The 17,200-nt window shown below is 44.5% G+C and carries 11 protein-coding genes (1 of these 11 only partly in view); 3 read left to right on the top strand and 8 right to left on the bottom strand.

Annotated elements, in window-relative coordinates; genetic code table 11:
• The first annotated feature begins 22 nt into the window (after positions 1-22).
• Positions 23-1,024 (top strand): dual-specificity RNA methyltransferase RlmN, encoded by a 1,002-nt coding sequence (rlmN, locus tag G9X63_RS03910; RefSeq protein WP_236633857.1) that lies wholly within the window; start codon positions 23-25, stop codon positions 1,022-1,024.
• A 4-nt stretch (positions 1,025-1,028) separates the two neighbouring features.
• A complete protein-coding gene (locus tag G9X63_RS03905) occupies positions 1,029-1,601 on the top strand; it encodes a precorrin-2 dehydrogenase/sirohydrochlorin ferrochelatase family protein (RefSeq protein WP_252624442.1) in 573 nt (190 codons plus the stop codon).
• On the opposite strand, the gene G9X63_RS03900 is transcribed toward G9X63_RS03905, so the two are convergent.
• From G9X63_RS03900 to rpoB, 8 genes are all read right to left on the bottom strand, one after another.
• A complete protein-coding gene (locus tag G9X63_RS03900) occupies positions 1,598-2,881 on the bottom strand; it encodes an MFS transporter (RefSeq protein WP_130922209.1) in 1,284 nt (427 codons plus the stop codon). The two genes, G9X63_RS03905 and G9X63_RS03900, sit on opposite strands and share 4 nt — an antisense overlap.
• A 1-nt stretch (position 2,882) precedes the next feature.
• Entirely contained in the window at positions 2,883-3,545 is a 663-nt protein-coding gene (locus G9X63_RS03895) for a bifunctional 4-hydroxy-2-oxoglutarate aldolase/2-dehydro-3-deoxy-phosphogluconate aldolase (RefSeq protein WP_130922208.1), read from the bottom strand.
• Between the two features lie 2 nt (positions 3,546-3,547).
• Complete coding sequence (locus G9X63_RS03890) at positions 3,548-4,558, bottom strand: sugar kinase (protein ID WP_252624440.1); 1,011 nt, start codon at positions 4,556-4,558, stop codon at positions 3,548-3,550.
• Positions 4,558-5,964 (bottom strand): glucuronate isomerase, encoded by a 1,407-nt coding sequence (gene uxaC / locus G9X63_RS03885; RefSeq protein ID WP_252624438.1) that lies wholly within the window; start codon positions 5,962-5,964, stop codon positions 4,558-4,560. Before uxaC ends, G9X63_RS03890 begins: the two co-directional genes overlap by 1 nt.
• Before the next feature lie 239 nt (positions 5,965-6,203).
• On the bottom strand, positions 6,204-7,655 hold the full coding sequence (locus G9X63_RS03880; RefSeq protein WP_252624430.1) for a tagaturonate reductase: 1,452 nt from the start codon (positions 7,653-7,655) through the stop codon (positions 6,204-6,206).
• A gap of 87 nt (positions 7,656-7,742) precedes the next feature.
• Complete coding sequence (locus G9X63_RS03875; protein ID WP_130895864.1) at positions 7,743-8,063, bottom strand: DUF3467 domain-containing protein; 321 nt, start codon at positions 8,061-8,063, stop codon at positions 7,743-7,745.
• A gap of 73 nt (positions 8,064-8,136) precedes the next feature.
• Positions 8,137-12,468: a DNA-directed RNA polymerase subunit beta' gene (gene rpoC, locus G9X63_RS03870; protein WP_252624428.1), complete on the bottom strand. Its 4,332-nt coding sequence runs from the start codon at positions 12,466-12,468 to the stop codon at positions 8,137-8,139.
• A 56-nt stretch (positions 12,469-12,524) separates the two neighbouring features.
• The gene (gene rpoB / locus G9X63_RS03865) at positions 12,525-16,397 is read right to left on the bottom strand and encodes a DNA-directed RNA polymerase subunit beta (RefSeq protein WP_130895866.1); all 3,873 of its coding nucleotides are present in this window, start codon (positions 16,395-16,397) and stop codon (positions 12,525-12,527) included.
• A 341-nt stretch (positions 16,398-16,738) separates the two neighbouring features.
• On the opposite strand from rpoB, the gene G9X63_RS03860 reads away from it, so the two are divergent.
• Positions 16,739-17,200, top strand: partial view of a helix-hairpin-helix domain-containing protein gene (locus G9X63_RS03860; protein WP_252624426.1) — the 5' portion only. 234 nt of this gene lie beyond the right edge of the window; only the first 462 of its 696 coding nucleotides appear in the window; it begins with the start codon at positions 16,739-16,741; its stop codon lies off the right edge, out of view.

Below are 17,200 nucleotides of genomic sequence, written 5' to 3'. Positions count from 1 at the left end.
TTTTGATCAGCTGAAGGCAGAGATGCTCGCAGCCGGAGAACCTGCGTTCCGGGCTAAGCAGGTGTACGAGTGGATTTGGAAGAAGGCTGCCCGCAGTTTTGACGCGATGGGAAATGTCCCTAAGACGACGCGCGAATGGCTTTCGGAGAAATTCTCTTTGCAAATCGTGACGACCGCGGAGGCACAATATAGTTCTGATCGCACCATCAAATCCAGCTTTCAATTACACGACAATAACCTCGTGGAGGGTGTGTTAATTCCTACCCGCGAACGCGTGACTGCCTGCGTTTCCTCCCAGGTGGGATGCTCGCTAACCTGTAGCTTCTGTGCGACGGGTTATATGGACCGCAAGCGAAATTTAGAGTCGTTCGAGATCTACGATCAGGTCGTGTTAATCCGCGATCAGGCACAGGAAAAATACGGTCAAGCGCTGACGAACATCGTCTACATGGGGATGGGCGAGCCGCTGTTGAACTATGCGAACGTCTTAAAATCCATCGAGCAGATTACCTCGCCAGAGGGTCTAGGGATGTCGCCACGCCGCATTACGGTGTCTACGGCGGGTATCGCTAAGATGATCCAAAAACTAGGTGACGATCAAGTCAAGTTCAATCTAGCCCTTTCTCTGCACGCTGCGAATGATACAAAGCGGAATCAGATTATGCCCATCAATGAGAGCAATACCTTGGACGTCCTGAAGGCCGCGCTATTGTATTTCTTCGAGAAGACGGGCAACGAAATCACGCTCGAATACATCGTCTTTAACAAGTTCAACGATACCATCGAGGATGCACGTGAATTGTATGAGTTTGCCAAAGGCATCCCGTGCAAAATCAACCTCATCGAATACAATCCCATCGCTCAATCTTCCTTCGTGAATGCGGAGGCAGATGCGATCGCGAAGTTCTCTGCGTTCTTAGAAAGTAAACGAATGATCGTGAATATCCGCCGTTCTCGTGGACGCGATATTGATGCGGCTTGTGGCCAGCTTGCCGGCAAAAAAGCCCCCGTAGTCGATGCCTAACACGATGTTTCCCATCTTCTTGAAAATGGATCAAATCCAGACCTTGGTCGTGGGAGGAGGGAACGTAGCCTTAGAAAAGGCATCCGCTATTTTGCGCAATTCACCGTCAGCAAACTTGACTTTAGTGGCGCCTTTTTTTCGCCCAGAGACAATCGAATACCTGCAGGATTTTCCTCACGTGCGCATCTTAACGCGCGGTTTTCATCCATCGGATTTAGAAGGTCTAGATTTAATCATCTGCGCCACGGATTCTCCCGCTTTACACGCGGAAATCAAAGCTTTAGCTGCAGCCCAGCACTTACTTTGTAATGTGGCAGATACGCCGCCTTTGTGTGATTTTTATTTAGGGTCGATTGTCCAGAAAGGCGATTTAAAGATTGCGATCTCGACGAATGGGAAGTCCCCTACTTTGGCCAAAAGAATCAGAGCCTTCCTCGAGGATGTGATTCCTGAGGACGTTCAAACCTCCCTCGAACAATTAGAGGAAGCCCGTAAATCATTAAAGGGTGACTTTCAAGAGAAAATCACCCAATTAAATGAACTAACTAAGAATCTAATCTTTAAAAAGAAGGACTAGTCGTCGATCTTCGCTGTTTCCAGCGTGGGCACTAGGGCATAAATAATCACCCAAGCTAACACATACGCACTTCCGCAAAGCAGGAAGATGATGTTATAACCGTCGTTAATATTACCCAATAATTTATATTTATCTAAAAGGGAACCTACGATCATGGGGAAGAAGATACCGCCCACAGACCCAGCCATTCCCCCGATCCCGATCACAGAACTGACTGCTTTCTTCGGGAACATATCCGTCGCGATCGAGTAAATATTCGCGCTCCACGCCTGGTGTGCCGCAGCAGCTAAGGAAATCAATCCCACCGCTTGCCAAATAGTATCACAATAACGCGCTAACATTATAGGCACCACCGCAATCGCAAAGCTGAACATTGACCACTTGCGCGCCTTGAATGACGGCCAGCCTTTGTTAATTAAATAACCAGACAACCAACCACCGCCAATACTTCCAATCGTCGTCGCCGTATAGACAATGATTAATTCTAAACTAGGCTTCTTCAAGTCTAAGTGGAAGCGCTCCGAGAAGTACGAGGGCAACCAGAAAAGGAAGAACCACCAGATAGGATCCGTGAACATTTTGCCAAAAAAGAAGGCCCAAGTCTGCTTAAATCCAAATAATTTACTCCAGCGAACCGGCGTCACATTGTCATCCTTCTCCTCCATATCCGCGTGGATATAGTCGAATTCCGCTTTCGATAAAGACTGATGCTTTGAAGGCACCTCATAGTAAAACCACCAAAAAATCAACCAAATAAAACCGATCGCCCCGGTCGCAATAAAGGCCATTTCCCAACCATAAACGCCTAAAATCCAAGGCACCATAATCGGTGCAGCCACCGCTCCAATATTCGCTCCAGAATTAAAGATACCCGTCGCTAGCGCGCGTTCGTTTTTAGGGAACCACTCTGCCACGGTCTTAATCGCTGCCGGGAAATTTCCTGCCTCACCTAAACCTAATAAACCACGCATAAATGCGAAGCTCATCGTGCCAGTTGCTAAGGCGTGCATCATTGCCGCAATACTCCAAACCACGATGGAAATAGAATAGCCTAATTTCGTCCCAATGCGGTCAATAATCCCGCCAAAACCCAATAAACTAATCGCATAGGCCGCTTGGAAAGTGATCACAATATTCGAATAATCTGTTTCAGACCAGTCAAACTCTTTTTCCAAGACCGGTTTCAATAAGCCGATAACCTGGCGGTCTAGGTAGTTAATCGTCGTCGCGAAAAATAGCAATGCGCATATTTTCCAGCGGTACTTTCCAATTGTTTCCATATTATAGTTCGTGATAGGTTTTGATCAGGTTAGCGATCGTGTTTGATATAGAGGTATAGTCTTGTTTTTGAATTAAGTCAGCCGGGAATAATTGAGAGCCCATGCCCACGGCTGCAGCACCCGCGCCAAACCAGGTTTTTAAACTTTCGCGGTTCGGTTCCACTCCGCCCGTTACCATGATTTTCGTCTTCGGCATGGGGCCTTGAATCGCTTTCACGAAAGCCGGACCTACCACGTTGCCTGGGAATATTTTTACGTATTTAGCACCTAAAATCTCCGCATTGCGAATCTCCGTCAAAGTCATCGTGCCTGGCATCCATGGAATGTTGTGTTTCGCACAAACCTCGCCTACGGAAGCCGTGGTGAAGGGTTGCAACATAAAGTCAGCGCCCATTTCGATGAATTCAGTCGCCTGTTTTGCATCGTAAATCGTGCCGATTCCCAATACTAAATCTGGACATTCTTTCTCGCAAAAGTCGATTAGTTTCGCAAAGATGGCTGGAGCCGCTTCGCCGCGGTTCGTGAATTCAAAAACGCGAATTCCGCCGTCGTAGCAGGCTTTTAAGACGTTTTGGGCGATCGTTTGATCGGCATTGAAAAATAAAGGGACGATAGGCGTTTCCGCTAATCGAGAATATACTATGTCTGCTGAATTTCTAGCCATGATTATCGTTTTAAACGTCCGGTGATATCGCCACCCATGACGGTTTCAATTTCGTCTAGGTTGGATAAATTAATATCCCCTTCGATCGTGTGTTTTAATGCGGAAGCCGCTACCGCAAAGGCCAAAGACTTCGCCTCATCACCGTAAACCAAGTTTCCGTAAATGTACCCGGCCATGAATGCATCCCCGCCGCCGATGCGATCGACGATTTGGGAGATTTCTACCGTGTCTGATTTGATTACCTTTGAGCCATCGAATGAGGTGGCGGATAAGGTATTTTGAGAGGCAGAAATCTGGCCTCTTTTCGTATTAATAATCTTCTTTAAGTTAGGGAAACGCGCCATGATCTGTGTGCAGATATCGTGCCAGCCGCTCTTGTGCGAACCGGAGGGAACGATATCTAGGATGTCCTCTGCGTCCGCTTTGCCACAGACGATAATGTCGCATTGTGCAATCAAATCAGGCATCACTTCTTTGACGGATTTACCATATTGCCAAAGGTTTTTCCGGTAATTCACATCCGCCGAGATCGTCAAACCTTGCGCTTTTGCCTCTTTCAATGCAGCCGATAAAGCTACCGTTGCCGCCTCCGAAATGGCTGGTGTAATGCCTGTCCAATGAAACCAACCCGCACCATTAAAAATTTCTTTCCAATTAAAATCCGCAGGATTGAGATTAGCGAAAGCAGAATCAGCGCGGTCATACGTCACTTTGCTCGGACGCATCGCTGCGCCAAACTCCACGAAATACAAACCTAAACGACCTTCTTTATACGCCGTATGCGACATATCCACGCCTACTTGGCGGTAATATCCGGTGGCAGCTTTGCCTAATTCGTTGTTTGGGAAACAAGTCACGTGTTCCGCCGGGATTCCGATGTGAGCTAATCCGCCCGCCACGTTTGCCTCGCCGCCACCAAAGGTGATGTTCAATGACTGTGCTTGGGTAATGCGTCCGTAGCCCGCAGGGCTTAAACGACCCATAATTTCCCCAAAAGTGATAACCTTCTTCATTAATTCTCGAAATTAAAAAATCCTGCCGCGTTGTTATACGAAATGTCTTGCACTAGTTTTCCTAGCCAAGCAATATCCGCCGGCAATTCGCCATTTTCCACATCCGCGCCTAGTAAATTACACAAGATTCTTCTAAAATACTCATGTCTTGGGAACGAAAGGAAACTTCTCGAGTCCGTTAACATCCCCACAAAGTGGCTCAACATCCCCATATTGGATAAGGCGTTGATCTGCTTTTCCATGCCGTCTTTTTGGTCCATAAACCACCAACCCGACCCGAATTGCATCTTTCCTACAATCGTCCCATCTTGGAAATTACCCGTCATCGTCGCTAACAATTCATTATCGCGTGGATTCAAATTATACAAAATCGTCTTCGCTAATTGATTCGTCGAATCTAAGTGATTTAAGAATTTCGACAAAGGCCGCGCCTGCTCAAAATCTCCAATCGAATCAAATCCCGTATCAGGTCCTAAAGTGCCTAACAGACGGTCATTGTTATTGCGAATCGCCCCCAGGTGGAATTGTTGCGTCCAACCTTTGGCATGATCTAAATGAGCAAAATACACCAGCATCGCTGATTTAAACTGCACTTTTTCTTTTTGATTAATCGTTTTACCCGTCATTAATCGCTCAAAAATATGCGCGATTTCCTGTTCCGTATAATCGTTCGCGTAAATCTGCTCTAGTCCGTGGTCACTTAAACGACATCCCACCGAATGGAAAAAATCGTGTCTCGCCGCTATCGCTTTCTTGTAATCTGCTAAGCTTTGAATCTCCATGTTAGCTGCAGCCGCCAGCGAATTTACGTAGTTCACAAACACGATTTCGTCATCCACGCCCATCGCTTTATCCGGACGGAACGTAGGTAAGACTTTGATGGCAAATCCACTCGCCTTGATTTGTTTATGATAAGCCAAATTATCGATCGGATCATCCGTCGTACAAAGCGCTTTTACGTTCATCTTGAGCAATAAATTGCGCACAGAAAACTCCTTAGTACGCAAAAGGGCATTGCACTGATCGTATATCCGCTTTCCGCTTTCCGCATTCAATAATTCCGTAATCCCGAAATAACGCTGTAACTCCAAATGAGTCCAGTGATATAAAGGATTACGCATCGTGTAAGGTACCGTTTCTGCCCATTTCAAGAATTTCTCTTCGTCAGATGCATTTCCCGTGATGTATTTTTCATCCACCCCATGTGCGCGCATCGCACGCCATTTATAGTGGTCGCCGGCAAGCCAGATTTGGGAAACATTATCGAATTGCTTGTCCTCCGCGATTTGCTCCGGGATCAAGTGATTGTGGTAATCAATAATGGGCATTTGCGCCGCATATTGATGGTACAAAGTCTGCGCCGTCTCGGACTGCAACAAGAAATCTTTATCTAAAAACGCTTTCATAGTATGTCGTTTAATCTATTCAGTAGGAAGTAATCAGTAGTCAGTAATCAGTAGACAGTAGCCAGTAGACAGTTGTCAGTAGCCAGTCCGGAGGGAATGAGTCCGAAGGTTGTCAGTCCGAAGGAATCATTTACCATTTACCATTCACCATTCACCATTTACCAGTAGTCAGTAACCAGTCGTCAGTCTCTACTCTATACTCTCTTATCTATACTCTCTACTCTATAATCTCTACTCTCCTAAATGTATTTAGTCACCCCCTCCACAAATCCAGGAACCTTTGTCAAATCCGTGCCCCATAAATCCGTATTGGATAATACTTTCTTCAAGTCAAAATCTTTCCACGCCTCATAGAAATACGGTGCATAGTCGCATTGGATAGGGTAGGCCTCTCCGTTGCTATCGCCAAAGTATTTACCATCTTCCACTTTCACCGCGTGCATAAATTGCAAGTAGGCTGCGAAGCCCATGCAGAAAAGCTCCGGTGCTTTGCCAAAGTTTTTAGCATAATTAATTAATATCGGCACGTTACGCATTCGCATTTTGGTCGTGTATTGTACCGTAATGTCGATCAATTTGTGGTTAATGAACGGATTACGGAAACGGTCTAATACCGAACGCCCAAAGCGATCCGCCACCTTGAAATCCATTTTATAAGGGATGCCCAGCGCTAATTCGCTCAGCATTAAGTTCATGATCAGCTTGCTTAAATAGCCGTTTGCCATCACATCCTTTACGAGACGGAAGCCTAATAAAAAGGACATTCCGCAAAGCAAGGTGTGCGTTCCATTCAATAAGCGCAATTTCAATTCGCGGTAGATTTCGATATCTTCGGCAATAATCACCCCTTTATCTGCTGGGGCAAAGGATAGCACCTCTTTTACTTTGGCCCCTCCTTGAATCGCCCACAGGCTATATACCTCCGAAATGATCATCAAAGAATCCTCATAGCCTAATTGCGCACAAATCTCTGCATTCGTCGCCGCATCCGGGCTACCGGGCACGATGCGATCCACTAAGGAATTACAGAAGTGATTCGCCGTTTCTAACCAAGACACGAATTCAGCGGAGAGACCGTGATCTGCCGCTAATTGTAAGACAATGCCTTTTAAAACGTCCCCATTATTGATAATTAATTCCGTAGGAACAATGACCATTCCTGAGGCAGCAGATCCAGCGAAATGCGTGAAACGTGCGTGCAAGAACGCCAATAATTTAGCAGGGAAAGAACTAGGGCAACCATTCGCGATTGGATCATTAGCCACATAGGTGATCCCTACTTCTGTCGTGTTCGAAAGGATGATTTGCATCTCCTCGCTTTTCGCGCATTCGATGATTTTATCCCAGTCCTTCGAAGCAGTAATCGTACGTGAGATGGAGGAATTGATGATGTTCTCTTCTTTGGCCACACCTTCATCGATTCCCTTGATGCAATGCGTATACAAACCATCTTGTTCATCGAAGGCATCTGCGCCTCCTTTAGCCGTCGATTTTACGACCACTACGCGACCCTTGAAAATTCCCGCGCGGTTTGCTTTGTCGATATAAAAATCGCAAAGTCCGCGTTGCAAGACTCCCGTCCCAAACTGTAGGACTTTCTCCGGAAAGGTAAATACTTCCGACGGTGGAACTTGCAAAGCAATGGAAGAATGAAGTTCACCTGACTCCAGGAATTTTTTCGATAAGCGCATATAATTCTAATTTCCTTTAAAAGGCAAAAATCCCGCCTTTTTACCTGAATTTCAGCTAAAAAAATGGGATTTAATGACCTAAAACGTTTACGCTTCGCCTATGGGGCCGTTATAATTCATGGGGAATTGGAAACCTGCGGCATCCCCTTCTTTCATAATGGGGCCAAAGGCCTCTTCGTACTTCTGAATATTCTCCTGTAGCGCCTGCATTAAGCGGTAAGCGTGGTCTGGAGTCATCACGACTCTCGACTTTACTTTGGCCTTAGGTAGACCAGGAAGGATGCGAATAAAGTCCATCACAAATTCCGATGGGCTATGCGCGATTAACGCTAAGTTCACATAATGGCCCTCCGCCATCTCTTCTGGAAGTTCGATATTGAGTTGATTTTCTTCTGTTGGGTTTTCCATTTTTTCTGTTGGGATAAAAAATAAACCCCCGAACTTAAGAAAAGCCGGGGGTCTATTCAAATGAATCTACAAATTAGTTTGCAGCTTCTACTTTTTCTTTCGCTTCAGCGATTTCAGCAGCTTCCTTCTTCGCTTCGATAGCTTTTAGCTCATCTTTCGATGTAACTAAAATGTCTTTGTAGCGACGAAGACCTGTACCTGCTGGAATCAAGTGACCTACGATTACGTTCTCTTTCAAGCCGTCTAACGTATCCACTTTCGCGCGAATCGACGCTTCAGAAAGTACTTTCGTAGTTTCCTGGAACGACGCAGCGGAGATGAATGACTCAGTTCCTAACGAAGCTTGCGTGATACCTTGTAAGTTAGAAGAAGAAACGGCTGCTTGCGCATCACGTACCTTCATTAACTTCATATCTCTACGCTTTAACGAAGAGTTCTCATCACGTAAAGCACGAGCAGAAAGAATCATACCTGCTTTGTATTTCTCAGAGTCTCCCGCATCAGTGATCACCTTCTGATCTAAGATCAAGTCGTTCTCGTGACGGAATACGAAACGATCTACGTTTTGACCTTGTAAGAATTGCGTATCACCTGGCTCTAAAATCTGAACTTTTTGCATCATTTGGCGAACGATACACTCGATGTGCTTATCATTGATCTTCACACCTTGTAGACGGTATACGTCTTGGATCTCGTTCACTAAGTATTCTTGTACCGCTGTAGGTCCTTTGATCTTCAAGATATCTGAAGGTGTAATCGCACCATCAGAAAGTGGAGAACCTGCACGCACGAAGTCATTATTTTGTACTAAGATGAATCGTGTCAAAGGTACTAAGTAACGACGCTCAGCTCCTTCTTTCGGTGTCACGATAATCTCACGATTACCACGCTTAATCACACCGTAAGAAATAACGCCATCAATTTCAGTTACAACAGCTGGATTCGATGGGTTACGTGCTTCGAATAATTCCGTTACACGTGGAAGACCTCCCGTAATGTCACGAGTTTTACCTGCCGCACGAGGAATCTTAGCGATAATTTGACCCGCTTTGATTTTATCTCCTTCGTCGATCGCTAAACGCGCACCCACTGGAACGTTATATACTAAATCTTCTTTACCTTTTGCTTTTACTAATACGGATGGGTTCTTTGTCTTATCTTTCGATTCTACAATGACCTTCTCACGCATACCTGTTTGCTCATCCGCTTCCTCTTTGTAAGTATTGTTTTCTTCGATTGCTTCGAATTCAATTTTACCTTCAGCTTCAGAAAGGATAACCGCATTGTATGGATCCCAAGCACAGATTTCGTCTCCTTTTTTCACCGCTTGGCCTTCCTTAACGCGTAAGAATGAACCATAAGGAATGTTAGAAGAGATCAAGATTTGTTTGTTCGCTGGGTTCACAATTTGAACCTCACCAGAACGACCCATCACGATTTCTACTGGATTTCCATCTGCATCTGTAGAGCTTACAGAACGAACTTCTTCGAAGTTAATCACCCCGTCAAATTTCGCTTTTACGCTCGCATCTAAGGAAACGTTTTGTGCCGTACCACCCACGTGGAACGTACGTAATGTTAACTGTGTACCTGGCTCACCAATCGATTGAGAGGCAATTACACCTACCGCTTCTCCTAAGTTTACCATCGCAGCTGTAGCTAAGTTACGTCCGTAACATTTCGCACACACACCACTCAAAGTCTCACACGTTAATACCGAACGAATCTCCACTGATTCGATCGCTGTCTCATCGATTTTCGTTGCGATCGCTTCGTTGATTTCATCACCTGAAGCAACGATTAACTCATTTGTGATCGGATCGTACACATCGTGAATAGACACACGACCTAAGATACGCTCAGATAATGGCTCGATGATCTCCTCGTTGTCTTTCAATGGGAACACCTCGATACCTCGTAAGGTACCACAATCTTCTTCGTTCACGATCACGTCTTGCGCTACGTCGTGTAAACGACGAGTCAAGTAACCCGCATCGGCTGTTTTCAAGGCAGTATCTGCCAAACCTTTACGCGCACCGTGAGTCGAGATAAAGTACTCTAATACGTCAAGACCTTCTTTAAAGTTAGAAAGGATTGGGTTTTCGATGATTTCACCTACCGAACCTTGTAAGTTCTTCTGAGGCTTAGCCATCAAACCACGCATACCACCTAGTTGACGAATTTGCTCACGAGAACCACGGGCTCCGGAGTGCATCATCATATAGATCGCGTTAAATCCTTGGTTATCCTCTTCCATCTGCTTCATCAAAGTCTCGGTAATTTTCGAGTTCACTTTAGTCCAGATGTCAATAACTGCGTTGTAACGCTCGTTATCTGTGATTAAACCCATTAAGTAGTTGTCCCAAACCGCTTGAACATCTTCCTGTGCTTTCTTCACTAATGAAGCTTTCTCCGCCGGAATTTGAACATCGCCAATACCCATCGATAAACCACCGTGGAAGGCTTGTTGGAAACCTAATTCTTTGATATCATCTAAGAATTGCGCTGTACGAGCCATACCACAGATCTTGTGAACGTGTGAGATGATTTGTTGCAATTTCTTCTTCGTCAATAACTCATTGATATAACCTACGGCTGTAGGAACACATAAGTTGAATAATACACGGCCAGCAACAGTTTCCACCATTTCCTCTACCAATGTACCATCGTCTTTACGAACGGTAGCTTTCACTACAATGTTCGCGTGCTTAGATAATTTCTTCTCGTTCAAGGCGATAACAACCTCCTCAAATCCGTAGAAACGGTGTCCTTCTCCCTCTACCTTGTGGTCAGGAGTTGACTTACGACCTTTAGTTACATAATATAAACCTAACACCATGTCCTGAGATGGTACTGTAATAGGCGCACCATTCGCTGGGTTCAAGATGTTATGCGATGCAAGCATTAATAATGAGGCTTCCAAAATCGCTTCATGTCCTAGTGGAACGTGAACCGCCATCTGGTCACCATCGAAATCGGCGTTAAAGGCCGTACACGTTAATGGGTGCAATTGGATCGCTTTTCCTTCGATTAATTTCGGTTGGAAAGCTTGGATACCTAAACGGTGAAGAGTAGGAGCACGGTTTAAAAGAACGGGGTGTCCTTTCATGACATTTTCCAAAATATCCCAAACCACTGGATCCTTACGATCAACAATTTTCTTCGCAGACTTAACCGTCTTCACGATACCACGCTCGATCAACTTACGGATAACAAACGGCTTGAATAATTCAGCCGCCATATCCTTCGGAAGACCACATTCGTGCATTTTCAATTCTGGACCTACGACGATAACCGAACGACCTGAATAATCGACACGCTTACCTAATAAGTTTTGACGGAAACGACCTTGCTTACCTTTCAACATATCAGAAAGAGACTTCAAGGCACGGTTACCTTCAGAACGAACCGCATTTACTTTACGTGAGTTGTCAAATAAGCTATCAACAGCTTCTTGCAACATACGTTTTTCGTTACGTAAGATTACCTCTGGCGCTTTAATCTCGATCAAACGCTTCAAACGGTTGTTACGGATAATCACACGACGGTATAGATCATTTAGATCAGATGTCGCAAAACGACCTCCATCTAATGGCACCAATGGACGCAATTCTGGTGGAATGACTGGAACCATTTTGATGATCATCCACTCAGGACGGTTATCGATACGACCGATCGACTCACGGAACGCTTCTACCACTTTCAAACGCTTCAAGGCTTCAGCCTTACGTTGTTGAGAGGATTCAGTGTCCGCAGAGTGACGCAAGTCAGCCGATAAGCTGTCTAAGTCAATGCGTGTTAACAACATATTTAACGCGTCAGCACCCATTTTCGCGATGAATTTCTGTGGATCTTCATCAGGTAAATGTTGGTTCTCGCGCGGTAATTTGTCTAAGATATCTAAGTACTCGTCTTCTGTTAAGAAATCAAGGTATTGGCTACCAATCTTTCCTTCTTCCGCGTACATACCTGGTTGAACTACCACGAAACGCTCGTAATAAATTACTTGGTCTAATTTCTTCGTAGACAAACCTAGCATATAACCGATTTTGTTCGGTAAGCTACGGAAGTACCAGATGTGTGCCACGGGAACCACTAATTCGATGTGGCCCATACGCTCACGACGTACTTTTTTCTCCGTTACTTCTACACCACAGCGATCGCAAATGATGCCTTTGTAACGAATACGCTTGTATTTACCGCAATGGCACTCCCAGTCCTTTGTAGGACCGAAGATACGCTCGCAAAACAAACCGCCCATTTCGGGTTTGTAGGTACGGTAGTTGATGGTTTCCGGTTGTGTTACCTCGCCATTAGACCCCTCTAAGATTGACTCAGGTGAGGCTAGTGAGATGGTTACTTTTTGGAAATCGCTATTCAGCTTTCTAGTCTTTTTAAATGACATTTTCTATGTATTTTATTGGAAAATGAACTCTTTTTATAGGGCCAAAGCCCAATGGTTTACTCAAGGGTGATTTCAAGGGCTAAACCTCTCAATTCGTGAATCAATACGTTGAATGATTCTGGAATGTTAGGCTTAGGCATGTTCTCACCTTTTACAATAGCTTCGTAAGCTTTTGCGCGACCGATCACATCATCAGACTTCACAGTTAAGATCTCTTGCAAGATATTCGCTGCACCGAAGGCCTCTAATGCCCAAACCTCCATCTCACCAAAACGCTGACCACCAAACTGAGCTTTACCACCCAATGGTTGTTGTGTAATTAATGAGTAAGGTCCGATCGAACGTGCGTGCATCTTATCATCCACTAAGTGACCCAGTTTCAACATATAGATGATACCTACAGTCACCGGTTGATCAAATTTATCACCCGTTAAACCATTGTATAAATACGTACGACCCCAGTCTGGTAAACCTGCTAACGTTAATTCAGCAGCTACCTCTGCTTCAGTTCCACCGTCGAAAATAGGCGTCGCATAACGCTTACCTAATTTTTGTCCAGCCCAACCTAATACGGTCTCGTAAATTTGTCCTAAGTTCATACGAGATGGTACCCCTAGTGGATTCAATACGATATCTACTGGTGTTCCATCTTCTAAGAATGGCATATCTTCTTCACGAACGATACGGGCAACAATACCCTTATTACCGTGACGACCCGCCATCTTATCACCCACTTTTAACTTACGCTTCTTCGCCACATATACCTTCGCTAATTTCACGATACCAGCAGGTAATTCATCACCTACCTCTAACACGAAACGCTCACGCTTGAACTGACCAGCGATTTCGTTACGACGAACGTGGTAGCTCTTGATTAAGGCTAAGAAAGTCGCGTTAGTCGCTGCATCCGCTGTCGCATCTTCTACGATCAAATCTGAAAGTAAATTCGCTTCTTCAGGAACGGCATACGTTGACTCATCGCGGTATAAGTTTTTATCTGGGAATAATAATTCTTCGATGTTCTTCGCTGTGAATTTAACCCCTTTCTCTACGATCACTGTGCCAAACTTGTGACGGATACCCCCACTCGTTTTTCCAGCTAATAAAGCAACGGTCTTTTCGATCATGATCTTACGAACCTCTAATAGGTCTTTACCGTATTGCTTCATAACCAACTTCAATTCAGCCTTCGACTTATCACGTTGATCCTTATCCTTTTTAGGACGAGCAAACAATTTCGTGTCGATAACCACCCCTTTTAATGATGGTGGCGCTTTCTTCGAAGCATCTTTCACATCGCCAGCTTTGTCACCAAAGATGGCACGTAATAATTTCTCTTCTGGAGTAGGATCAGATTCTCCTTTTGGTGTAATCTTACCAATTAAGATATCTCCTTCTTTCACCTCAGAACCTACGCGAACAACACCGTTCTCGTCTAGGTTACGAACTGTCTCCTCAGAAACGTTCGGGATTTCAGAAGTTAATTCCTCCTCACCACGTTTCGTATCACGTACCTCTAATTCGAATTCCTCAATGTGGATCGAAGTAAAGATATCGTCACGAACCACTTTTTCAGACATCACGATCGCATCCTCAAAGTTGTAACCTTGCCATGGCATGAACGCCACTTTCATGTTACGACCTAAAGCTAGCTCACCCGCTTGAGTTGCATAACCCTCGCAAAGTGCTTGTCCCTTTTCTACTTTTTGTCCTTTAAAGACAATCGGCTTCAAGTTGATCGTTGTATCCTGGTTCGTTCTACGGAACTTGATTAATTTGTATTCTTTCGTAGATCCGTGGAAGCTTACTAATTTTTGCTCCTCCGTTTGATCGTAGTTAACTACGATGCGTAACGCATCTACGTATTCGATCACACCACTTCCTTCAGCAACTACTAAAGTACGAGAGTCAATCGCAACGCGGTGTTCTAAACCTGTACCTACGATAGGTGCTTCTGGGCGTAACAATGGCACCGCTTGGCGCTGCATGTTCGATCCCATCAAGGCACGGTTCGCATCATCATGTTCTAAGAAAGGAATCATTGAAGCCGCAACCGAAACAATTTGGTTAGGCGCTACGTCCATATATTGTGCATCCGCTGGATTCACTAATGGGAAGTCACCTTCGAAACGTGCTTTCACACGGTCAGATAAGAATTTACCCGTTTTGTCAATCTGCGCATTCGCTTGCACGATATTCATGCCATCTTCTTCTTCTGCCGTTAAATACGAAACAGTCGTAGACGTATCCACTTTTCCTGATTCGATTAGACGGTAAGGAGTTTCGATGAAGCCCATTCCGTTTACTTTCGCGTGAACGCAAAGAGAAGAAATCAAACCGATGTTTGGTCCTTCAGGCGTTTCAATCGTACAAAGACGACCGTAGTGCGTATAGTGAACGTCACGAACCTCGAAACCAGCTCTTTCACGAGAAAGACCGCCTGGCCCTAGGGCAGACATACGACGCTTGTGCGTGATCTCGGCTAATGGATTCGTTTGATCCATAAATTGAGATAGCTGATTTGTTCCAAAGAACGAGTTAATCACAGACGATAACGTACGTGCATTAATCAAGTCTACTGGCTTAAAGTCCTCGTTATCACGAACGTTCATACGTTCTTTGATCGTACGAGCCATACGTGCAAGACCTACACCGAACTGAGCATATAATTGCTCACCTACAGTACGTACACGACGGTTAGACAAGTGGTCAATATCATCGACAACCGCGCGAGAGTTGATCAAACCGATCAAATACTTCACGATAGAAATGATATCTTCTTTTGTCAATACCTTAATATCCATTGGGATATCATGGCCTAATTTTTTATTGATACGGTAACGACCTACTTCGCCTAAATCATAACGCTTGTCTGAGAAGAACAAGTTTTGGATGATATCACGTGCTGTTTGCTCATCTGGTGCATCCGTGTTACGTAATTGCTTGTAGATAACTTCTACCGCCTCTTTCTCCGAGTTCGACGTATCTTTTTGTAACGTATTGTAGATGATGTTGTAATCAGATACGTTCACATCGTCTTTGTGCAAGATGATCGTGCTTGATCCTGATTCCAAAATCGTCTCAATCTCGTTCTCTGTAATAACCGTATCACGCTCGATCAAGATTTCATTACGGTCGATAGAAACTACCTCACCTGTATCTTCATCTACGAAGTCTTCTTGCCACGTTTTCAAAACCCTCGCAGCTAAGCGACGACCTACCGTTGACTTCAAAGTCTTCTTGTCTACCTTTAATTCTTCAGCTAGGCCAAATAAATCAAGGATATCCTTGTCATTACCATATCCGATCGCACGAAGCAATACAGTTACTGGGAATTTCTTTTTACGGTCGATGTACGCATACATCACATTGTTAACGTCCGTTGCAAATTCAATCCAAGAACCCTTGAATGGAATGATACGAGCCGAATACAATTTAGTTCCATTCGTATGCTTCGATTGCGCGAAGAATACACCTGGCGAACGGTGCAACTGAGAAACGATGACACGCTCAGCGCCGTTGATCACGAATGATCCACGTTCTGTCATGTACGGAATGTTTCCTAAGAATACTTCCTGTTCGATGGTTTGGAAATCTTCATTGTCTGTATCATTACAGATCAAACGCAATTTCGCTTTTAAAGGTACTGAATACGTTAAACCGCGGTCGATACACTCATCTACCGAATATTTCGGCGGATCTACAGAGTAGTCAACGAACGACAAAACGAAATTTTCCCGCGAATCCGCGATGGGAAAATTCTCAGCAAACACTTTAAATAAACCTTCGTCAGTACGATTCTCAGCAGCTGTCTCTAGCTGGAAAAAATCCTGAAAGGATTGGATTTGGATATCCAGAAAATCTGGATAATCGATCACAGACTGCGTTTTCGCAAAGCTGTGTCTTCCTGTGGCAGTGATGTTACTCAAGGCTTTATACGTTTTAAATTAAATGAAAAATGGCCCTATGGGCACAATTTAAAGCTGAAATGCCTCGTAGATGAAAAAATGATCCCCCTTTGCGCTTCCCCTACGATAAAGGAATTGTGTTTCAGAAATCATTTCTTTTTGGATAGGCCCGAAGGCTTGTACCCTAAAATAGCCTGCAAAGGTACTGATAATTTTCTGAGATACAAGGGGGTTGTGGGATTTTTGTTTGAGATTGCCACAGGAGAGTAGAGATAAGAGAGTATAGAGTAGAGATGACTTCTCTTTTATCTCTACTCTATACTCTATAATCTCCTCTCTATAATCTATAATCTCCCATTTTGATGAAAAATAAGATCCACTACTACCTCCGCTTCGTCCTCGCCTACACCCACGATGAGATCAAAGGGATGATTGTGCTTTCCGGAATGATGGGTATTTATGTACTCTATTATATAGGGAATGAATTCTATAAGAAAGAGCAGGAAAAATTGGAATTTAATCCAGAGGTTTGGGAAGCAAATTATCAGGAGATAAAACCGAAGGTGTTCGCCCCTCGGAAATTCGAAAAAAATAAAACCACATGGGTAGAATATAAATCAGATGTAAAAAAGCTTCCTAAAAAACAGCCAGCCATCGACATCAATACCGCGGATTCGGCGGCATGGGTGGCCTTGAATGGGATAGGGCCAGGGTTTGCGAAACGGATTATAACCTACAGGGAGAAGTTGGGTGGGTTTTACCAGGTGGATCAATTGAAGGAGGTGTATGGTTTGGACTCGATTTGGGTCAAAGAAAATAAGGCT

The sequence above is a fragment of the Aquirufa antheringensis genome, from assembly GCF_023921165.1.
Lineage (GTDB): Bacteria > Bacteroidota > Bacteroidia > Cytophagales > Spirosomataceae > Aquirufa > Aquirufa antheringensis.
This window is presented reverse-complemented; position numbering and strand designations above follow the sequence as displayed.